The 20,810-nt window shown below is 47.5% G+C and carries 13 protein-coding genes; 5 read left to right on the top strand and 8 right to left on the bottom strand.

What is annotated here, in order from left to right; all coding sequences use genetic code 11:
* Window positions 1–255: 255 nt before the first annotated feature.
* On the bottom strand, window positions 256–3,102 hold the full coding sequence (gene gcvP, locus RA156_RS16405) for an aminomethyl-transferring glycine dehydrogenase (protein WP_306641690.1): 2,847 nt from the start codon (window positions 3,100–3,102) through the stop codon (window positions 256–258).
* A 172-nt stretch (window positions 3,103–3,274) separates the two neighbouring features.
* Here gcvP and RA156_RS16400 point away from each other — a divergent pair, with 172 nt between their 5' ends.
* Window positions 3,275–4,294 (top strand): hypothetical protein, encoded by a 1,020-nt coding sequence (locus RA156_RS16400; RefSeq protein ID WP_306641689.1) that lies wholly within the window; start codon window positions 3,275–3,277, stop codon window positions 4,292–4,294.
* Window positions 4,295–4,296: 2 nt separating this feature from the next.
* The gene (locus RA156_RS16395) at window positions 4,297–5,157 is read left to right on the top strand and encodes a UbiA prenyltransferase family protein (protein WP_306641688.1); all 861 of its coding nucleotides are present in this window, start codon (window positions 4,297–4,299) and stop codon (window positions 5,155–5,157) included.
* Here the strand turns inward: RA156_RS16395 and hemL are convergent.
* Window positions 5,146–6,447 carry a glutamate-1-semialdehyde 2,1-aminomutase gene (hemL, locus tag RA156_RS16390; RefSeq protein WP_306641687.1) on the bottom strand — a complete coding sequence of 434 codons (1,302 nt, stop codon included), beginning with the start codon at window positions 6,445–6,447 and terminating at the stop codon, window positions 5,146–5,148. The two genes, RA156_RS16395 and hemL, sit on opposite strands and share 12 nt — an antisense overlap.
* A gap of 79 nt (window positions 6,448–6,526) precedes the next feature.
* Here hemL and kynU point away from each other — a divergent pair, with 79 nt between their 5' ends.
* Window positions 6,527–7,801, top strand: coding sequence for a kynureninase (kynU, locus tag RA156_RS16385; protein ID WP_306641685.1), 1,275 nt, complete (start codon window positions 6,527–6,529; stop codon window positions 7,799–7,801).
* A 6-nt stretch (window positions 7,802–7,807) separates the two neighbouring features.
* Window positions 7,808–8,503 carry a potassium channel family protein gene (locus tag RA156_RS16380; protein WP_306641684.1) on the top strand — a complete coding sequence of 232 codons (696 nt, stop codon included), beginning with the start codon at window positions 7,808–7,810 and terminating at the stop codon, window positions 8,501–8,503.
* On the opposite strand, the gene RA156_RS16375 is transcribed toward RA156_RS16380, so the two are convergent.
* The 5 genes from RA156_RS16375 to RA156_RS16355 all read right to left on the bottom strand — a co-directional run bounded on the left by RA156_RS16375 (window position 8,493) and on the right by RA156_RS16355 (window position 16,358).
* On the bottom strand, window positions 8,493–13,064 hold the full coding sequence (locus tag RA156_RS16375; RefSeq protein ID WP_306641683.1) for a T9SS type B sorting domain-containing protein: 4,572 nt from the start codon (window positions 13,062–13,064) through the stop codon (window positions 8,493–8,495). The two genes, RA156_RS16380 and RA156_RS16375, sit on opposite strands and share 11 nt — an antisense overlap.
* An 80-nt stretch (window positions 13,065–13,144) precedes the next feature.
* Window positions 13,145–14,725 (bottom strand): Ig-like domain-containing protein, encoded by a 1,581-nt coding sequence (locus RA156_RS16370; protein WP_306641681.1) that lies wholly within the window; start codon window positions 14,723–14,725, stop codon window positions 13,145–13,147.
* On the bottom strand, window positions 14,722–15,207 hold the full coding sequence (locus RA156_RS16365; RefSeq protein WP_306641679.1) for a GAF domain-containing protein: 486 nt from the start codon (window positions 15,205–15,207) through the stop codon (window positions 14,722–14,724). Before RA156_RS16365 ends, RA156_RS16370 begins: the two co-directional genes overlap by 4 nt.
* A 24-nt stretch (window positions 15,208–15,231) precedes the next feature.
* On the bottom strand, window positions 15,232–15,687 hold the full coding sequence (locus RA156_RS16360; protein ID WP_306641677.1) for a ComF family protein: 456 nt from the start codon (window positions 15,685–15,687) through the stop codon (window positions 15,232–15,234).
* Between the two features lie 287 nt (window positions 15,688–15,974).
* Window positions 15,975–16,358, bottom strand: a complete 384-nt coding sequence (locus RA156_RS16355; protein WP_306641675.1) for a hypothetical protein — start codon at window positions 16,356–16,358, stop codon at window positions 15,975–15,977.
* Between the two features lie 71 nt (window positions 16,359–16,429).
* On the opposite strand from RA156_RS16355, the gene RA156_RS16350 reads away from it, so the two are divergent.
* Window positions 16,430–17,326: a DUF72 domain-containing protein gene (locus RA156_RS16350; protein WP_306641674.1), complete on the top strand. Its 897-nt coding sequence runs from the start codon at window positions 16,430–16,432 to the stop codon at window positions 17,324–17,326.
* A 16-nt stretch (window positions 17,327–17,342) separates the two neighbouring features.
* Here RA156_RS16350 and secA read toward each other — a convergent pair whose 3' ends face one another.
* The gene (secA, locus tag RA156_RS16345) at window positions 17,343–20,678 is read right to left on the bottom strand and encodes a preprotein translocase subunit SecA (RefSeq protein ID WP_306641673.1); all 3,336 of its coding nucleotides are present in this window, start codon (window positions 20,676–20,678) and stop codon (window positions 17,343–17,345) included.
* Between the last annotated feature and the right edge of the window lie 132 nt (window positions 20,679–20,810).

The following is a 20,810-nucleotide window of genomic DNA, read 5'->3' as shown; positions in this document are numbered from 1 at the left end:
AAATAGGATTCGTAAACTAATCAAGCGCAGCAAATATAGAAATCTTTAACCTTGAGTTATTAAGAGATTTTCAGCAGGCTTGCGAACCTGATAAACGGTCACTTCTGTAAATGAAGCGTGGAGGCCGTTTTCAACCACCTACAGGATTCATAGAATCCCCGTGCCACAAGCCCTTTCCGCGCTAGCGAAACAAAAAGAAACCCGGGCGTAAACGTCATATACACCCGGGCTTTTATTGCTTTCACAAAACAGTATTTATACCGTTTCCATGTAGTCTTCAAGTGGTGGACAAGTACAGATCAAGTTGCGATCTCCGCTTGCATTATCTACTCGGCTTACGCTTACCCAGAACTTGGCATCTTTCAATGACGCTACTGGATACGCCGCTTTTTCACGAGAGTAAGAATGGGCCCAAACGCTGCTGATCAACTCAGTAGCCGTGTGAGGAGCCATCTTCAATACATTGTCTTCTTGGTCTGCCTCTCCTCGCTCGATCTCTGCGATCTCTTCGCGAATCGCCAACATCGCTTCACAGAAACGATCTAGCTCTTCTACTCCTTCGCTCTCCGTTGGCTCGATCATCAACGTACCTGCTACAGGGAATGATACCGTCGGTGCGTGGAATCCGTAATCGATCAATCGCTTGGCGATATCAGCTACTTCGATGCCTACCTTCTTGAAGTCACGACAATCAATGATCATCTCGTGCGCTACAGTGTTGTTCTTTCCTTGGTACAATACATCGTACGCTCCACGGATTTTTGCCTTGATGTAGTTCGCATTCAGGATCGCCATTTCTGTACTTTGACGTAGTCCTTCTGAACCGAGCATCTTGATGTAACCGTAAGAGATCAACAAGATCAATGCACTTCCGTAAGGAGCTGAAGCTACTGCGCTAATCGCGTGCTCACCTCCTGTTTCAATCACTGGGTTTCCTGGAAGGAATGGTGCAAGGTGCGAAGCCACACAGATAGGTCCCATACCCGGGCCGCCACCTCCGTGAGGAATCGCGAAGGTCTTGTGCAAGTTCAAGTGACATACATCAGCCCCGATGTTTCCAGGGTTCGTCAAGCCTACTTGAGCGTTCATGTTGGCACCATCCATATATACTTGACCGCCGTGCTCATGGATCAACGCGTTAATCTCCAACACGTCTTCTTCGTAAACACCGTGCGTTGATGGGTATGTAATCATCAATGCACCTAGGCGATCAGAATACTCTTCAGCACGTGCACGCAAGTCTTCGATGTCAACGTTTCCGTTTTCATCACACTTGGTTACGACAACCTTCATTCCAGCCATTACTGCTGAAGCTGGGTTCGTGCCGTGGGCGCTTGATGGAATCAAACAGATATCACGGTGTGCTTCACCGCGTGACTCGTGGTAAGCGCGAATCACCAATAGTCCTGTGTATTCTCCTGAAGCTCCTGAATTTGGTTGCAGACTTGTATCTGCGAATCCAGTGATCTCATTCAGGTTGACACGCAGCTCTTCGATCATTTCGTGGTAACCCACTGCTTGATCAACTGGTGCAAATGGGTGAAGCTGAGCAAACTCTGGCCAAGTCAATGGCAACAGTTCACTCGCAGCATTCAATTTCATTGTGCACGACCCCAATGGAATCATCGCATGCGTCAATGAAAGGTCTTTATTCTCGAGGCGCTTCAAGTAGCGCATCATGTCTGTTTCAGAATGGTAGCTATTGAACACCGGATGCGAAAGGTATTCGCTGGAGCGATCCATCAATTCAACTGCCGTTGGCTGAGCACTCATATCCCCTTCCGCGCTAGCGTCAAAAATCGAAAGCAAAAGATCAATGCTTTCTTGATCATCAACCTCACACAATGAAATGCCAATGTGGTTTTCATTGATGTAGCGAAGGTTCACACCAGCCGCTTCTGCTTTTGATTTAATCGCATCTGCACTTGGCACTTTGAAACATAGTGTATCGAAGTAGTGAGCATTTACTTGCTCCATTCCCTTCGCTTTCATGCTTGCTTCAACCAAACGAGCCTTCTGGTGAATCTCCTGAGAAATACGCTTGATACCATCTTGTCCATGGTAAACAGCGTACATCGATGCCATTACAGCCAGGAGGGCCTGTGCAGTACAGATATTACTTGTAGCCTTATCACGACGAATGTGCTGTTCGCGTGTTTGTAGCGCCATACGCAGTCCTTGCTCACCAAGACGACCAGTAGAAACACCAATGATTCGCCCTGGGATCTGACGCTTGTAATTTTCAGTTGTTGCGAAGAACGCTGCGTGTGGTCCACCGTAACCCATTGGCACACCGAAGCGCTGTGAGTTACCGAACACCACTTCTGCACCCCATTCTCCAGGAGGTGTAAGCAGTGCCAATGCAGCAAGGTCTGTAGCCACCGCCACTGGCACACCGTTCTCTTGCGCAGCCTCAGTGAATGCAGTGTAGTCTTCTACGCCTCCAATTCCGTTCGGGTATTGAAGCATGCATCCGAAAACGTCTTCATTAAGATCGAATTCACGCCATGGCTTCACTTCAAGCTGAATGTTCAAATGCTTCGCACGCATCTTCAAGACATCCAAAGTCTGTGGGAACATGTGTTCATCCACCAAGAAGCGAAGAGCTCCTGCTTTTACTTTCGGTCTTGGACGAGCGTGAAGCAACATCAACATCGCCTCAGCAGCAGCGGTTCCTTCATCGAGAAGTGACGCATTTGCAATCGGGAGACCCGTCAAATCACTTACCATCGTCTGGAAATTCAGCAGTGCTTCCAAACGCCCTTGAGCGATCTCAGCTTGGTAAGGCGTGTACGCCGTGTACCATCCTGGATTCTCCAATACGTTACGCTGAATCACTGAAGGAACTACCGTTGGGTAGTATCCCATTCCGATGTAGGTATTGTAAATCTTGTTCTTAGAAGCCAGACCTTTTAAGTGCTTGAGATAAGCGTGCTCCGTCATCGGAGCTGGAAGGTCAAGTTCATTTTGCAGGCGGATTCTCTCCGGCACTGTCTTAGAAACCAATTCATCAACAGAAGCATGTCCTGTTACCTCGAGCATATGCTCGATCTCTGATTCACGCGGTCCAATGTGCCGCGATGCAAAGGTGCCTGTTTTCATGGGCGCAAATCTAGGTTCTTAGCGAGTGCAAATATACAGCTTCGGATATGTGATTCCTCACTGTATCAGATTGCTATTCGTCAACTTCTTTCCAACAATCAACAGCAGCCTTGTGGGAACAATCCCTTCGCTTTGATAGGTGGCTTGATTTCCACGACTAACTTTGATCAAAATGCAAACCATGCTATTGCGCACTTTGTTCTTGCTGGTGGGGCTTACACTCGTTAGTACGCTTCATGCCCAGCATCCGTGGGATCGAACCTTATCTAACACGACCGATGACCTTGTTCAGACACTTCGACTTCAAGTCGCAGACAGCGTTTGTGTCTCCGAATTTCAAGGAGCTGAAGTTCCTGACAGCATTCGAAAAGGCATTGAAGACTGGTTTGTGCACCATCTTTTGATTGATCAACCAGGCGTAGAAGTCCTTCGTGATTGCAAGGATGGGTCTATTCTGATTTCTGGTGATCTCGCTAGCGCGGAATCGTCGGTTAAAGTATCACTAGACGCAGCCAATACAACGAACGAAACAGATTGGGCGGCAGTATTCTTCCTTCCAGAAGCAGACCAGCTCCCGAATGTAGAAGACTCACTTGATGTCTTCAACCTGTCGTTCTTTCAAGTACCAAGCATGCCAGCGAAAGGAAGGGTGCTTCGTATGTCTGGTCACGTGGTAGAGGGAACCATCCTCTCTGTGGATGGCATTGATGTAGTCATCGAAACCGAAAAACGAAACGGAAAGAAGAGAACGCAGTCCATCCACAAATCAGAAATATTCTCCATCAGTTTTGACGACGGTGAATGGATACTCTATTCACCTGATGAATTGATTGGCGACGATCTTACCGTAGATGAAATGCGTATCTACATTGCCGGAGAGCAAGATGCTCGCGATGGATTCAAGACCGGACCAACCTTTATCGTTGGCGTGTTGACCGGGGGTGCTACGGCATTCTTTGCAGGCGGGGGCTTGATTCTGACCATCCTTCCTCCTGTTGGATACACCATCCTTCAACTCATTCCAGTGATTAAGATTCAAGGCAACAGCATTAGCAATCCAGATTACAAGTACAATGACCTCTACGCCATGGGGTATGAGCGAGTAGCCCGACCAAAGAAGCTGCTTGCCGGACTCAAAGGAAGCTTCCTCGGGAGTGTTTTAGGAGTGACCGCCTACTTCTTAACCCGATAAACATGCGGTTTCTCTGGATTAAAAAACACTGGAGAAACACGGTCTACAGTAATGTTTGGATCGCATTAGGGGCTGGTCTTGCCACATGGCAGACGACCGCGATTATCGGCCTTTCAGATTCCTATCTACCTTGGTTCGTAGGCATCTCTACCCTCTTCACTTACAACTTTCAACGTCTGGTCAAACTGAACGATCGGCCAGAGTACATCACGGCAGGAAGAAATAACTGGCTATTCCGAAACCGTGTTACGCTTCGCGTCATTACGGCACTGTGCGCTTTGATCTTGCTAGGCTTAGTATGGACCTTGTCTCCGCTTACTTTTCTTTGGCTCGCCATCGGCGGAACGCTGTCGCTTGCTTATGTAGTGCGACTATTCAGTGACTCAAAATCGAAGAAGGCACTGCGTGATCTTCCATTCATTAAGATCTACCTTATTGGCCTGGTTTGGGCCATGGCCACGGTGATCTTACCTATCATCGAACAGGATAATGAACTCTGGCAAGTAGATCGTTTGTTTCTGATTATCGAGCGCTTTGCCTTCATCATCGCCATCACCGTTCCCTTTGAAATCAGAGACATGAACCTGGATCGTCCGAACATGAAGACGCCTGCCCAGTTGTTCGGGATCAACGGTGCGAAACTCTACGGACTTTTCTGGATTGTGGTCGCAGGAACCGTAATCACACTCAACTTCAGCGATGGGGTTTACACCTCATATCAGTTGATAGCCCTGTGGTTCTCGCTGATTCTTTCAGCAGTTCTTATCGCTGCTTCAAATCCTGAACGCGATGAAATGTACTTCACTGGATGGGTGGACGGAACCATCATCATCCAAGCTGTGGCCTTTTACTTACTCAGCTGAGAATGCCACATCTAAAGCGGCTTTAAACGCTTCCGCGCTAGCGAGAATATCTTCATCTGAATGCGCCGCAGAAACGAAACCTACTTCATAGCCACTAGGTCCAATGTAAACACCACGATCAAGCAACTCTTTGTGAAGCACTGTGAAGTATTTCATGCTGTCAGGATCAATCTCTGACGACTTACGAATGGCGATTTTATCGCTAAATGCCAACCAGAACACGGACCCACGATGGAACATGTTAAACTGGTAACCTTTGGCCTTTGTGTGTGTCAAGATGGTATCGATCAACAACTTCGTCTTGCGCTCAAGTTCTTCGTAGAATCCTTCTTCCAAACATGCCTCTAACTGCGCCGTACCTGCAGCCATTGCTACTGGGTTTCCAGACAAGGTACCCGCTTGGTAAACGTCACCCTCAGGAGCTACGTGAGCCATAATTTCAGCGCTAGAAGCGTAGGCACCCACAGGCATTCCACCGCCTATAATTTTACCGAAAGCCAAAACGTCGGGCTGAATATCATACAGACCGGCAGCTCCTTCAAAACCAACGCGGAAACCAGAGATGACCTCATCAAACAATAGGATGATGCCTTCACGCTTGGTGATCTCACGAAGGAAACGCAAGAATTCAATGTCTTGAATCAACAAGCCGTTATTCGCAGGAATCGGCTCGATCGCGACACAAGCAATATCGTCTTTGTAGTCTTCGATGGCTTGTTCAACCGCCGCTCTATCATTCAACGGCAATACGATGGTTTCACGAGCATAAGCCTCAGGCACACCAGCGCTTGTGCTGGTTCCAAGTGTAGCCAAGCCACTGCCTGCTTTTACCAAAAGTGCATCCACGTGTCCGTGGTAGCATCCTTCGAACTTGATGATCTTGCTTCTTCCAGTCACCCCACGAGCCAAGCGAATGGCACTCATCGCCGCCTCTGTTCCAGAGCTCACGAAGCGAATCTTCTCTAGGTAGCGGTGATTTGAAATAATCGTCTCAGCCAATTTATTCTCCCAAACAGTTGGCGCACCAAAGGAAGTTCCATTTTCGACTGCTCCAATGATGTTCTTGCGAACCTTAGGATTGTTGTGCCCCAGGATCAGCGGACCCCACGAACAACAGAAATCGATGAACTTATTCCCATCGGCATCCCAGATATAAGGACCGTCACCTTTTTCAATGAACAAAGGTGTTCCACCAACTGAACGAAATGCACGTACCGGACTGTTAACTCCACCAGGGAAGTACTGATTTGCGGTCTCAAAAAGGGATGCTGATTTATCTCGACTGATCATATGATTGCGTATGCCTTTTGAATATTGATATAATTCGGCCTTCTTTGGGGTGCAAAAGTAGGACTTTCAATCGCCCCTCATGCAATTTGATAATACACTTGACTTCGCAAAAGCACTTGACCAGCAGGACGAGCTGTCTGGATTCAGGAATGAGTTCCATTTTCCTGTCATTAACGGGAAAGAAGTAGTTTACTTCACTGGCAACTCACTAGGCCTTCAACCAAAGAAGGCGAAAGACATCATTAACCAAGAGCTCGAAGACTGGGCAAACTGGGGTGTGGAAGGACATTTTCACGCTAAAAACCCATGGTACGCTTACCACGAGATCTTCGCCGAAGACGAGGCGATGATTGTTGGCGCTAAGCCAGAAGAGGTCGTGTTGATGAATGGTTTGACCGTGAACCTGCACTTGATGATGGTTTCCTTTTTTCGTCCACAAGGGAAACGAACGAAGATTTTATGCGAAGCCAAGGCTTTCCCGAGCGATCAATACGCGATCGAATCTCAGTTGCGCTTTCACGGATTAGATCCTTCAGAACACCTGATTGAAATTGCTCCGCGTGATGGTGAGCACCTGATTCAGCATGAAGACATTCTTCAAGCCATCAATGATCATGGCGACGAAATTGCGTTGATCATGATCGGTGGGGTGAATTACTATTCTGGCCAAGTATTCCGCATGCGCGAAATCACAGAAGCCGGACATGCCGTTGGAGCTACCGTTGGTTTCGACTTGGCTCACGGCGCAGGCAACATCGACCTTCAGCTGCATGATTGGGGAGTAGATTTCGCTTGTTGGTGTACTTATAAGTACTTGAATAGTGGTCCGGGATCTGTCTCTGGCATCTTCGTACACGAGCGTCATGCAAACTCACCAGAACTCCCTCGTTTCGCTGGATGGTGGGGATACGACAAGTCATCTCGATTCCAGATGGAGGCAGGTTTCAAGCCTATTCCAGGAGCTGAAGGATGGCAATTGAGTAACGCACCTGTCTTCAATATGGCGGCACACCGTGCTTCACTTGACCTCTTTAAGGCAGCTGGATTTGCCAACCTCCGCGCAAAAAGTCGTCAGCTGACAGACTTCCTTGAATTTGTGATCAATGAAATTTCAAATAAGAATGACAAGGCCGAATTTGAGATCATTACGCCAAGCTCTCACGATGAGCGGGGCTGTCAACTTTCTATACTGGCTCACGGACAAGGAAAGGCGCTATTTGACAAGCTCACTGAAGCAGGAGTGATTGTAGATTGGCGAGAACCCAACGTTATCCGAATGGCTCCCGTACCTTTGTACAACTCATATGAAGACATTTACCGCTTCGGTCAGTTGTTGAACGAGGCCATTCAGTAAGAAACTATGTCAAGAAATCGATTCGCCGTGATTGGTGTGGGGCGCTATGGAACCCAAATCGCCAATAAGTTATCAGCTAAAGGAGCAGAGGTTTTTGCTTTTGACAACAACCTCGACCGCATTGAGAATATCAAAGAAAATGTAGCCCTCGCAGTTCAGCTCGATACAACCGATCAAAAAGCCATGCTTTCTCAGAAGATCAATGAAATGGACGCTGCAGTAGTAGCCATTGGAGAGAACTTCGAAGCGACGATCTTGACCGTTATGAACCTGCTTGATTTCAAGGTACCTCGTGTCATCGTACGTGCCAGCGGGGAAAATCAGAAACGCATCTTGAAGAGCCTTGGAATCGAAGAGATTCTAGCACCGGAAGAAGAGTTCGCGAGTTTAGTTGCTGAGCAATTGATTAACCCGAACATTACGGCCTTCCTCCAGCTTCCAGACAACTACGAGGTTGCCGAAATCAAAGCACCACGAGGAATTGCTAATCGATCGCTTGAAGACATTGATCTTGTCAACAAGTACAATCTAACCTTGATTACCATCAAGCGTTGCTACGAAGAAGAAAAGAATGGCGAAGTAGTACGTGAAGAACACATTCTAGGTGTGCCACGTGCCGAAACAGTGGTCTATACAACAGACACACTGATCGTCTTTGGCACACTTGACAATGTAAAGCGCTTCCTCGAGATTAACGGATAAGAGAGACGTGTCCCGTCTTCTCTACCCATTCTGATTCTTCGCCTTCAACGTTTGTGATGTACTTGTAGCGCACGACGTATACGTATACGTCTGTTTCCGCGTAGTACTCACCTCCGTTGACATTACCAACCCAGTACTGTGTGATATCATCTGTCTCCCAGATCTTCTCACCCCAGCGGTTCCATACTTCTAGCTCGAACTCTGTCACAGCATCTCCCACTGCTTGGAAGATATCGTTGACACCGTCGTTGTTCGGAGTAAAGGCGTTAGGCAGGTAAAGATTGTCACCATAGCACACTTCGTGGATGAAGGTATCGAAGGTCAAGCTACAACCGAACTCAGTGGTTACTTGAACTGTGTACAACCCTTCAGATCCAACGTTGATGCTTTGATTATCGCTACCGTTGCTCCATACGTAAGTTGAACCATTGTTACCTGCATCCAAATGCACCTGGTATGGTGGCAAGCTGAAACAGAACAATGAATCTTCGAATAGATTATTCACCGGAAGTGGGTTGAAGAGTAGATCAACGTCATCCGTTGTGAAACAGTATCCGTTATCTACCGTCACCACGTAAGTTCCAGTATTATCTACATCAATCGATTGCGTTGTTTCATCTGTAGACCATGTGTAGTTCAATCCAGGGTTCCCGGCGTCAATGGTCACGACTTCTCCTACACAATGCTGGCTGTCTTCACCGAGGTCAACAACTGGATAGGTCTCCACAAACAAGAAGGTCTGATCTTGAGAAGTACAGTTGAATTCATTCGTTACAACCACGGTGTATAATCCTTCTTGGTTCACGGAGATCGTTTGAGTTACCTCATCCGTACTCCAATCATAAGTAGAACCAGGGTTCGCTGCATCCAATACGAGCATCTCATCTTCACACATGGTGTGTTCATCTGGAAGCTCAAGAACTGGATTCAAGTGGAACACAAGGTCAATCGATACTTCAGTCGCACAGTTGAATTCGTCTGTCACAGTCACCGAATAAGTATCTGTTTCATTCACTGTGATCACCTGGGTTGATTGATCGGTACTCCAATCGAAATCAGCACCTGCGTTTCCAGCGTCCAGATCCCACGTTTCTCCTTCACACAGACCCGGATCAACTCCTAGATCTACTACAGGAAGGTCATGTACAATGACATCGATATTGTCTATTTCTTCACACCCTTCTGGACTGGTCACCGTTACTGAGTAAGTTCCCGTAGCATTCACGTCAACCGTTGGTGTTGTTTCATCAGTACTCCAATCATGGTCGAATTCCGCACCGTAGCCTGTATCTAGTGTAGCGACATCACCGGCACAAATATCTAAGTTCGGCCCTAAATCAAAGGATTCGAAGAGGAGCGTGATGGTTACTTCATCAGTACTTGCACATCCCGCTGGGCTTTCAGCCGTGACTGAGAAAGTGTAAGTACCGTCTGTAGAAATGGTAGGGTTAGGGACATTGGCGTTATCTAGGACATTTCCGTTTGTCCACTGCCATGACAAGAGATCATCCGTATCATCGGTAGCGTCAAGTTGGAAGCCTGCCACAGTACATAACTCTTGGTCTTCCCCTGCGTCAATCGTGAAGGCATCAAATACTTCCAACGCAATTTCATCACTCAAGACACAACCTGATTGAGGATCAGTTACAATGACCTCGTAAATCACGTCGACAGTCGGACTAGCCACTGGGTTTTGAGCCGTCGCGTCATCAAGACCTTCAGCCGGACTCCACGCATATTCTAGTCCGGAGACTCCTCCTACGTCGGCACTCAAGTCTACACTCTCACCCGCACAGAATTCGTCATCAGTAGTGGCTACTGTAAGATCGAGCAACTGGTTCACAGTTACGGTTACTTCTCCAGTCGCTTCACAACCTTGAACAGATGTTACGGTCACGTTGTAGGTCGTTGTTGAAGTTGGAGATGCTGTTGGTGTTTCAATCCATGGGTTATTCAAGTCGTCTCCAACCCAATCCCACTCATAGTCACCTTCAATGTCTGGTGTCGCACTAATCGGAATCCCTTGAACATCACAAAGTGCAGTATCCGGTGTCATTTCAAGAACGAAACCTTGACCGATATCTACAGTCAATGAATCGCTGTAGACACACCCAGTCACCTGATCCGTCATGGTAACGTAGTACGTTGTATCTACCAACGGTGTCGCAATAGGATTTGCGATATCCGTAGCACTCAACTCGTATGCCGGTGCCCACTCAAATACGTAATCATCCGTATTCGTTGCCCCGATGTAAATGTTGTCAATCGACCAGTTGTCTTCATTACCTCCGCTATTGGCAAGCTGACGCCAGCGGAAACGAGTGCTCGCTGTTTGAGCGCCAATTGGAATCTCTACTGATACGTCCGTGAATGTGGCATAACCTGATTCAAAGAAGGTCTGCATGACAGTCCATGGACCGCCTCCACCACCGGTAGAGTACTCAAGTACGATGTCTTCACCGACATCCACGTTATCACATGGGAATGACGTAGATCCGATGCGCAAACTGAATTGCACAGAACCTCCATTCGCCACATCGATATCGATAGACTCTGCAGAGCGTTGTCCCGTTCCGTTAAACCAAAGTGCGTTACCTGTGGCACTACCACAACCCACATCTTCGGTTCCATTTTGAATGTCATCCCAAAGTCCCCAGGATATGCCTGGGTCGAAATTATCTTCAAAGACACTTTCTTGAATGTCTATGGTAAACTCGGCTTGTTCTCCGGTACAGAAATCTAGGTCGGTTGATGTGGCCTCAAAGTTGGCAATGTTACCATCGATGACTTCAATGGTCAAAGAGTCAATGTTCGAACCACAGCCGGTGGCGGTACTCACCAAGACGGAATAAGTCGTGGTTTCTAACGGCGTGGCGACCGGATTTGGGCTGTTTGGATCATCCAGACCTATGGCCGGGGTCCACGTATAGTTGTACGCCCCAGAGTTTGGTGTTACGGTAACTCCAAGCTGCGTGCTTTGGAATTCACAAACTTCTTCATCTGCTTGGAACATCTCCAAGGTTGGTGGGTCAGGAACTTCTACTGAGAAGAACTCTTCTTCCACACATCCACTTTGGAATTGGTTACCTACGGCTACGTAGATGTCACTCACGATTGGTGGAATCAATGTCAACTGAGGTCCTTCAGCAATCGTATCCTCAGGGTTTGTTTCTGCATACCAGTATACGTCCAAAAGTCCTGTTTCAACAGCAATGTTGATCGTATCACTTGAACACAATACGTCATCCACAATCAGTGGAGGAGCTGGTGTAAATGAACCTACAGAGTATGCGTAGCTCTCTGCATCACCTGTACCGTATACATAGGCTGTGAAACCGTTCGGTGCGTCAAGTGTGTGGCTACCTTCTGCAATGGTGATCTGAGCATAAGAGTGGCTCGGACAATCAGGGAAAGGTGTAAAATCTCCTGAAGGGACCGTGACACCATCAAGTGTCAAGGTTCCCACATCCGCAGTATTCATGATGATGTTCAGACCGTGCTGATTGATCACCGTGGAATTCACGGTTGCAAAGGTGATATTATCAATCTTCTGGGATTCGTCGTTCATGATGCACATCGCAGGGTCACCTGCTCCACCACAAGTAATCCCTTCCATGTATTGCGTTACGCTAATCCCTTTGTCAGCGCTTACACATTGTACATCTGGAATGTCATTGTATTCTGTGAATTCACCTGCGTTCAAGGTAAACGGTGCTCCTCCGTTCACAGAAATGCTTGTATTGTCTTCGTTCGCGAGTACACGGTAAGTGTACGATGTAGCAAAACTGAATGGAACCACATAGAAGTCTGTTCCCCAAGTATCTACCGGGAAATTCTGCTCATAAATGTGGTCACAGGCACCACAACCTGTATAAATGTTAGTACAACCTGAACCGGAGAAAACGGCAAAAGGCCTACAATCTCCGTTGGCCTCGGTTCCCCGTATGACGGTTCCCATAAAATCTTCGGAGCTGTTACCCACCTTTACCTGGTAACTTTCACCAGCGTCCATTTCAACAATGAAAGGCACTCCTGCAGGGTCACCACCTAGGGTTGATGCACTCGGGATAATTTCAATCTCTGTATCGTCTTCTGTGGCTACGATCAAGAACTCAGAACCCCAGCTCGACAATCCTTGGTAAGAACTGATTCGGTATTCTGTTCCCAAAGAGGGCGTTGGAAGAATCTTCGTTCCGTCAGCCGTGTATCCGTTGAAGTTGATCGCAAAAACAGAAACGGTATCCACTGTTTCAATGTAGATACCTTTATTTTCAATCACCTGATTGGTGAAGTGCTCTGCAATGGGGTTATCAAGGGTAACGGTGGTCGTCTGATTCGCAGTAACGCTAAAGGCTTGAGAGAAACCTTGTCCTGGAATCTGGATCGTACCAACTGTACTTTGATCAGAGGTAATGAAGATATTCAATTCTTCTTGCCACTCTTCAACTTCGTAGTTCTGCATGAAGCCTACCCAGAACTCTTTTCCCTTGGTAGGGATAACATCCTGAGCAACCGCCGAACCTATGAAGAGAGAGCATAGTAGGGTGAGAAGCAAACGCATTTTAGACATCTTGTTAAGCATCAGTAATTCAAGGGTCATAGCTAAGACACCTTAACAACCTAGATGGTTGCTTGTTTCCGCTAATTTTCCATGATCCATTCCAGATCAACTTCCCAATTGGAACGAACTGAAATTTCACCAGGCATATTTAGCATCATTTCCGGCTGGGTTTTCGAAGCGAAATCTGCTGGATCCCACAAGCCGTTGGCATTTTCATCAAAGAAGATACGTAATCGATACACACCGGGCAACAGACCTGCAAACTCAAGCTGTTGGCTTCCAACAACTTTCACCACTCGAACCACGCTTCCTCCTTTATCTGTGAGCTCGATAATTCCTTCTCGATTGCCCTGTGAAACGTAATCTAAACGTAACAAACCGTAGTGCTCTTGGTCATGGGTATCAAATGCCCAAATCAAGGTATCAGTCTTGGCTCCATCAAAACCAATGACTGCTTCTGGAAGCAACATCAGTTCATAAGAATTCCCCGGTTCTAAGTCGAGATCGAAATTCACCGCGAAGGGATCTTCACTCTCACTCATCTCCACAGGAATATCAATGGAGTCTCTTTTTGCGCTAACGCGGAACGGCGAAAGCCTTTCTACGGGCAAATCAAAGCGTAAGCTCAGTGTATCGTCTGCAGGTACAGCTCCAGGCATTCCAGAGCGCAAGGCAAGGTTTCGAGCAACGTACTCGAACCCTTCTTCACGCAAGGTATCTGAACTCTCTCCAGCATTTACTACCCAGTCTCTTTCACCTACATAGGATGCATCGGTCCAAGCAAAGAGCGAGTCTTGGCCTTCGTACCAAACATTAATTGCTTGTGGCGGCACAGTTGCTATCGATACCGGTACACCGTTAGCAAACGGGTTGTACATCTTCACGCGCAAGAATCCAGAACTATCTGAAACAGCACTTTCCACGTATTGAGTCGTGTCAATTTCTTGACTCAATCGCAAGGTAGGAAGCGTCTTTGCTTCTGAAGGTCGTCCCGGGAAAACCGTGGAATCAAGGAAAGCAATCCGCTCTTCAGGCAGATCGTAGATATAGTTCTGAGCCTCTTCCGCGATAGCGAACAACTGAAACTCACCTTCTTTCAAGTAGCTGAACTGGTATTTACCTTCTTCATCCGTTCGGGTGAAGTAATACGGACGACTCGTCCGGGGCATGCTATCCTCAAGTGATTCATACAGCATGACTTTGGCCCCCTGAACAGGTTGTCCGGTGAACGCGTCTCGCACTTCTCCGGCCAAGGTCAAACTATCTAGTTCAGGGCCAGTAGAGAAGACGTACATCAAATTCTCCGCGGGATTGCCCTCATTGACGTCTACGACACCCGTACCGAAATTCATGGTGTAAGTCACATTGGGTAGCAAGTCTTCCTGGAGGTTAATGATGACCGCCTTCTTTCGAATTCGAATCTCAGGTTGAGTCTCGAGCGGAGGAGACACCACCAATTGATTGTAGATATCGTTCAAAGTCACGTACTCATTGAACTCAATGTAGATACGCGTACCCTGAAAGTTCGTGCTCAAATTTCGTGGAACCATCAAGGTATCACGTGGGGCTTCCGTGTCTCTATCGCCTCCATCAATCGGAACGATTTTCGCACAAGAAAACATGGCAACAGCCAATACTACGAGCAGTAGACATCTAATCACATGCACGGTTTTAGCAATTCTACCAAGGCTTCCAAACCGGCTTTGTCTTCTTGGTCAAAAGCAGCTAGCTGATCGCTATCGATGTCGAGCACAGCGACCACTTCATTGTTGGCATTCTTGACTGGAACAACAATCTCTGAACGACTCAAAGAACTACAAGCCACATGACCTGGAAAGGCGTCAACGTCTTCAACAACCACAGTCTCTTCACTTTCCCAAGCTGCGGCGCACACCCCTTTTCCTTTAAAAAGACGCGTGCATGCAATAGGCCCTTGAAAAGGACCAAGCACCAATTGGTCATCTTCTACCGTGTAGAATCCAACCCAGTGATGCCCCCAAACCTCCTTAATCACCGCAGAGAAGTTCGCCATGTTCGCTACAGCGTTTGATTCACCTTGAATTAAAGATGCCATTTGAGGCAAGATTGTAGTGTATTTTTCTGCCTTTGATAGGGCAGGATCAATGGTCAATGTTGAAGCCATGCGACAAAGATAATGCTTCGGAGCTCAGAACTGGCGTTCAGCGTATGCAAGCGATGCAACTGAGACCTTTTCCGCTCCCGCCTCTAGCAACGCGTTGACGCAAGCCTCTATTGTAGCTCCAGTAGTGATCACATCATCAACCACCATGTAATGCAGATCTGTGCGCAACTCCGACTGACATTGGTAAGCACTTCTAATCCTCTCCCAACGGTCAATCCGACTTAATTTTGTGAGTGAAGCTTGATGTTCCGTTCGCGAAAGCAAGGTTGAATTTATTGGGATTTTTAACACCTCTGACATTCCCTTGGCAATGGCTTCTGCTTGGTTGAAGCCTCTTCGTTTCATCTTTTTCGCATGAAGCGGAACGGGTAGAATCAAATCGGGAGGATCATGAATAACTGATAACAAGTCACGTCCAAATCGACGTCCCATCGCTTGTCCAAGCCGCTCATCTTGATCATACTTTATGGCGTGCAACAAGTCTCGGGTTCTGTTCTGCGGGTTAAAACGCAGCCAACTATAAGCACTGTGAACGGGCACTCGACCCCAAAATGCCTTTTCAACTGGCTGAATGCCTTTCGGTCGAAGTGAAAGAGAAAGATCAGCCAAACAGCCTAAGCACAAAAAACCATCAAACGCAGGTTTGGCCCGCTGACAAACAGGACATGTTGGGGGAAAAAGAAGTTCGTAGAGCGCGTGAAACACACTCGAAGATGAAAAGGAATTCGACCGCTACAACAAGAACTTTATAGGTGTTGACCTATTCTTTACGGCATCCGTCGTGCACTCTTCGGAGCGGTAGCGAAACCGACCAAGAAAGCGACACCCGCTACGGCTAGAAAGTACTTCATGTACTCCAGTCTAGTCAAGAACAACAAAAAAATTGACGACACGAGCGCCAGTCGACCAACGAAATAAGCATATCGCCAGAGCTTTGGCTTTTTCTGAGCGAATAGATCTAAGAAATTCCAAATCGTCCAGCCGGCAGCACCGAAAATCAGAATAGTACTCGAGTATGGCCAATGCTGCAATCGAAAAACCAAGCCAACTGCGATCGCAATCGTGCTGATCATTCGCAGATTGAAATACTCCTTCGATTTATCTCGAGGAGCTTCGGGCATGTCCAGAATATCGTCTTCCTCTTGCTCCATTTCCTAGGGTTTGTTCACTATTAAACAGTTCAACTGTCTATTCTGTTGTTTGAATCTACGAAATTGCTGTCGTGAAGTACGGAAAGCTAGATAATATCGATGGTGTGGAGTTCATCATGCCTCCTGATCACCCCCAAACAACCCTGGCCATGCCAGGGAAACCCGCTGAAAAGTTAGACATCTTCGTTGGCGGAACCATGTGGAATATTCCAAAATGGAAAGGGAAGATTTATCCTGAGAAGACTCCGGCGAATCAAATGATGGAGCGTTACTGCGAACAGTTCGGAACAATCGAATTGAACGCAACTCATTACCGCATTCACCCTCCGACTACCATTCGCAAATGGCACGACGGATCTCCTGCTGACTTCAAGTTTTGTCCGAAGTTCCCACAGCTGATCACGCATTACCGTCGTTTCAATAATTGCGAAGGACTCGTAGATGAATTCATTCAGTCTTTATTGGCCTTTGAACAGAAGCTCTCCCCTTCCTTTATTCAGCTACCGCCGAATTTCACCCCCAATGAAGGACACAAGCTCATCACCTTCTTCAAAACGTGGCCAAGAGAATTGCCTCTTTCGATTGAATTTCGCCACCCTCGTTGGTTCGAAGGTGAAGAGCAGGCGGAAGAAGTTTGGGCAGCCATGCAAGAACATGGAATTGGTGCTGTGATCTGCGACACCGCCGGACGTCGAGATGCGATGCATATGCGAAGCACAGCTCCTTGGCTGCTCTTACGTTTTGGAGGCTATGAAGGTCACCCCTCCGATGAGCTTCGCTTCAATCAGTGGATGGATCGCATTGAACAATGGAAAGCTCTAGGCCTTCGAGAGGTACATCTATTAATGCACCAACCTGATAGCATCCTGACTCCTGAGTCGTGCATTGATTTTGCCCTTCGGGCCGAAGAACGATTTGGGGTAGAAATAAAAAAGCCGCACCTCATCAAAGGCGCGACTCTTTTCTAAATCATTCAGTGCGGGATTACTTCCCGTGACACTGCTTGTATTTCTTACCTGATCCACAAGGACAAGGATCGTTTCGTCCGATTTGCTTTTCGGCCTTTCTTGGCTGAACTGCTTGTTGACGTTGTGCAGGAGCTCCAGCTTGTTGCGCTCGCATTGTAGATGCTCGCTGAGCTGTATTCTCTACGCCTGCTTTATTCGTCTGCAGGTTCTTCATTTCATCACGACGTGGAGTGCGTGCTTCTTGAACGCTTTCCTGACGTGCAGGTAATTGCGCTTTCATCAAGAATCCAGCAACATCTCCATTGAGTCTGTTGACCATTCCCTTGAAGAGCTCGTATGATTCGAACTTGTAAATCAAGAGTGGATCCTTCTGCTCAAAACGGGCGTGCTGCACGTTGTTACGGAGATCATCCATTCCACGGAGGTGTTCTTTCCATGAATTGTCAAGCAATGAGAGAACTACACTCTTCTCAAGTGCGGTGATGAGTTCCTTTCCGCGCGTCTCATAGCATCGTTCGATGTTCGCAACAATGTTGAGGTTTCGTGTACCATCTGAGAATGGAACAGCCATGTTGGTGTAGCTGTTGTTCTCATCGAGGTAAACACGCTCGATTACCGGAAGTGCCTCTTCTGAAAGACGAGCCAACTTGCGACGGTAATTGTCTTCACTCGCTCGGTATAGATCGTAGGCTAGCGTTTCTGGATTTCCAGTAGCGAACTGCTCTTCTGTGAATGGTGATTCCATTCCGAAATTCTTCAACACTTCCAATGAGAAGTTTCCGAAGTCTTTCTCTGCATGGTAAAGAAGCACAATGCTCTCTGCCAATTCGTAGAACATGTTCGAGATATCCAGCTTCAAACGCTCTCCGTGAAGTGCGTGACGACGACGCTTGTAGATCACCTCACGCTGCGAGTTCATCACGTCATCATACTCAAGCAGACGCTTACGAATACCGAAGTTGTTCTCCTCTACTTTCTTTTGAGCGCGCTCGATAGACTTCGTGATCATGTTGTGTTGGATCACTTCACCTTCTTCGATTCCTAGACGGTCCATCATCTTCGCAATTCGGTCAGAACCGAATAGGCGCATGAGATCATCTTCCAATGACACGTAGAACTGGCTAGAACCCGGATCTCCTTGACGTCCTGAACGTCCTCGGAGCTGGCGGTCTACTCGACGTGAATCGTGGCGTTCTGTACCAATGATGGCCAAACCTCCAGCATCCTTCACTTCTTTCGAAAGCTTGATGTCGGTACCACGACCGGCCATGTTCGTTGCGATGGTCACGACTCCGGCTCCACCGGCTTGTGCAACAACTTCGGCTTCACGTTGGTGCATCTTCGCATTCAGTACTTGGTGCTCCACTTTGCGGATGCTCAACATCTTCGAAAGTAGCTCAGATACTTCTACCGTTGTCGTACCTACAAGTACCGGACGACCAGCTGCACTTAGCTTCACTACCTCATCAATCACCGCGTTGTATTTCTCACGCTTGGTGCGGAAAACGAGATCTTGACGGTCATCACGTGCAATAGGTCGGTTGGTAGGGATGATCATCACATCCAACTCGTAGATGTCCCATAGCTCCCCTGCTTCCGTCTCCGCTGTACCGGTCATCCCGGCCAGCTTGTGGTACATACGGAAGTAATTCTGAAGCGTCACGGTCGCATAGGTCTGCGTAGCCGCTTCAATCTTCACATTCTCTTTCGCCTCGATCGCTTGGTGAAGTCCGTCTGAGTATCGACGTCCATCCATGATACGACCTGTCTGCTCATCAACGATCTTCACTTTGTTGTCCATGACAACGTAGTCGATGTCTTTCTCGAACAGAGCGTATGCTTTCAACAGCTGATTCATTGTGTGAATACGAGCTGACTTCACCCCGAAGTCGCTGATCAACTGTTCTTTGCTTGCCAACTTCTCCTCGTCTGATGCCGAAGAGGTATCGATGTTCACCAACTCCGTGGCTACATCTGGCATCGTGAAGAAGTTGTCGTCATCCATGTTCTTGGTGACGAGTTGAATTCCTTTTTCAGTGAGCTCAACCTGGTTGTTCTTTTCGTCAATAACGAAGAACAATTCGGCGTCAGCCTTATGCATCTCACGCTGATTATCCTGAAGGTAGTAGCCTTCAGTCTTCAGAAGTGTCTGCTTCATTCCTTCCTCAGAAAGGAACTTAATCAATGATTTCGTCTTTGGAAGACCTCGGTAAGCACGGTAGAGTGCCAGACCTCCGTCGTTCAACTCTTCTTTGCTCGCATCATCTTTAGAAAGCAACGTCTTCGCCTCAGCAATGAACCCAGTAACAACCTTCTTTTGAGCGTTTACCAATAGCTGCACTTTAGGCTTCAGGTCATCAAACTCGTGTTGATCTCCTTTAGGAGTTGGACCAGAGATGATCAATGGCGTACGCGCCTCATCAATCAATACTGAATCTACCTCATCGACAATCGCGAAGTGGTGCTTGCGCTGAACCAAGTGAGTTGGATCAGAAGCCATGTTATCACGGAGGTAGTCAAAACCAAATTCGTTGTTCGTTCCATAAGTAATGGAAGCACGGTAAGCATTACGACGAGCTTCAGAGTTCGGCTGGTGCTTATCAATACAATCGATGGTCATTCCGTGGAACTCAAACAATGGACCCATCCATTCCGAGTCACGGCGAGCGAGGTAATCGTTTACTGTTACGAGGTGAACTCCTCGTCCAGCGAGTGCGTTCAAGAAGACTGGAAGCGTCGCCACCAAGGTCTTTCCTTCCCCTGTTTGCATCTCCGCGACTTTACCCCGGTGTAGTGCGATACCACCCACGAGCTGTACGTCGTAGTGTACCATCTCCCACTTGATTTCTGCTCCTGCAGCTAACCAAGTGTTATGCCATAGGGCATCCTCTCCGTCAATTTCAACTGAGTTACGCTCAGTAGCGAGTTGCTTATCGAAATCATTCGCACGAACACGTATAGGCGCTTCCTCAGTGAATCGGCGAGCGGTATCTTTCACGATCGCGAATGCCTCAGGAAGAATCTCTTCCAAGACCTCTTCGATCTTCGTGTCTGTTTCTTTTTGGAGTCTGTCAATCTGCTCGTACACCGCTTCCTTCGCATCGATATCCATATCGACATTGGTCTCGGTTTGCACCTTGAGTTGATTGATCTCTTCGTTGAGTCCGGCGATGCTGTCTTGAATCTTCTTCTTCAGATCATCACTTCTTCGGCGAAGGTCATTGGCCGATTCATTCTTTAAGGTTGCGTAGATCTTATTGATTTCCTCTACAACCGGCCTTACCTCCTGTATATCTTTCTCGGCCTTGTCTCCGAGAATCTTCTTCAGGATCTTATTTACTGTTCCTAACATCGCTTCAATTGCTTCAAATGGTCAAATCAGTTGCTGACCAGGACGACAAAAATACAATCTTCGCCTTGGGCTTGCGGTTTTTTCCTCGACGAAAATAATGCCAAGCCCAAAAAGCTGACACCTTGTCGGGTT

It is taken from the genome of Sanyastnella coralliicola (assembly GCF_030845195.1).
GTDB lineage: Bacteria > Bacteroidota > Bacteroidia > Flavobacteriales_D > Sanyastnellaceae > Sanyastnella > Sanyastnella coralliicola.
This window is presented reverse-complemented; position numbering and strand designations above follow the sequence as displayed.

Bases quoted from the DNA above. Each gene is read 5' to 3' on its own strand.
- kynU (WP_306641685.1), top strand. From the start codon at position 6,527: ATGCAATTTGATAATACACTTGACTTCGCAAAAGCACTTGACCAGCAG.
- hemL (WP_306641687.1), bottom strand. From the start codon at position 6,447: ATGATCAGTCGAGATAAATCAGCATCCCTTTTTGAGACCGCAAATCAG.
- RA156_RS16395 (WP_306641688.1), top strand. From the start codon at position 4,297: ATGCGGTTTCTCTGGATTAAAAAACACTGGAGAAACACGGTCTACAGT.
- RA156_RS16400 (WP_306641689.1), top strand. From the start codon at position 3,275: ATGCAAACCATGCTATTGCGCACTTTGTTCTTGCTGGTGGGGCTTACA.
- gcvP (WP_306641690.1), bottom strand. From the start codon at position 3,102: ATGAAAACAGGCACCTTTGCATCGCGGCACATTGGACCGCGTGAATCA.
- RA156_RS16365 (WP_306641679.1), bottom strand. From the start codon at position 15,207: ATGGCTTCAACATTGACCATTGATCCTGCCCTATCAAAGGCAGAAAAA.
- RA156_RS16375 (WP_306641683.1), bottom strand. From the start codon at position 13,064: ATGCGTTTGCTTCTCACCCTACTATGCTCTCTCTTCATAGGTTCGGCG.
- RA156_RS16355 (WP_306641675.1), bottom strand. From the start codon at position 16,358: ATGGAGCAAGAGGAAGACGATATTCTGGACATGCCCGAAGCTCCTCGA.
- RA156_RS16380 (WP_306641684.1), top strand. From the start codon at position 7,808: ATGTCAAGAAATCGATTCGCCGTGATTGGTGTGGGGCGCTATGGAACC.
- secA (WP_306641673.1), bottom strand. From the start codon at position 20,678: ATGTTAGGAACAGTAAATAAGATCCTGAAGAAGATTCTCGGAGACAAG.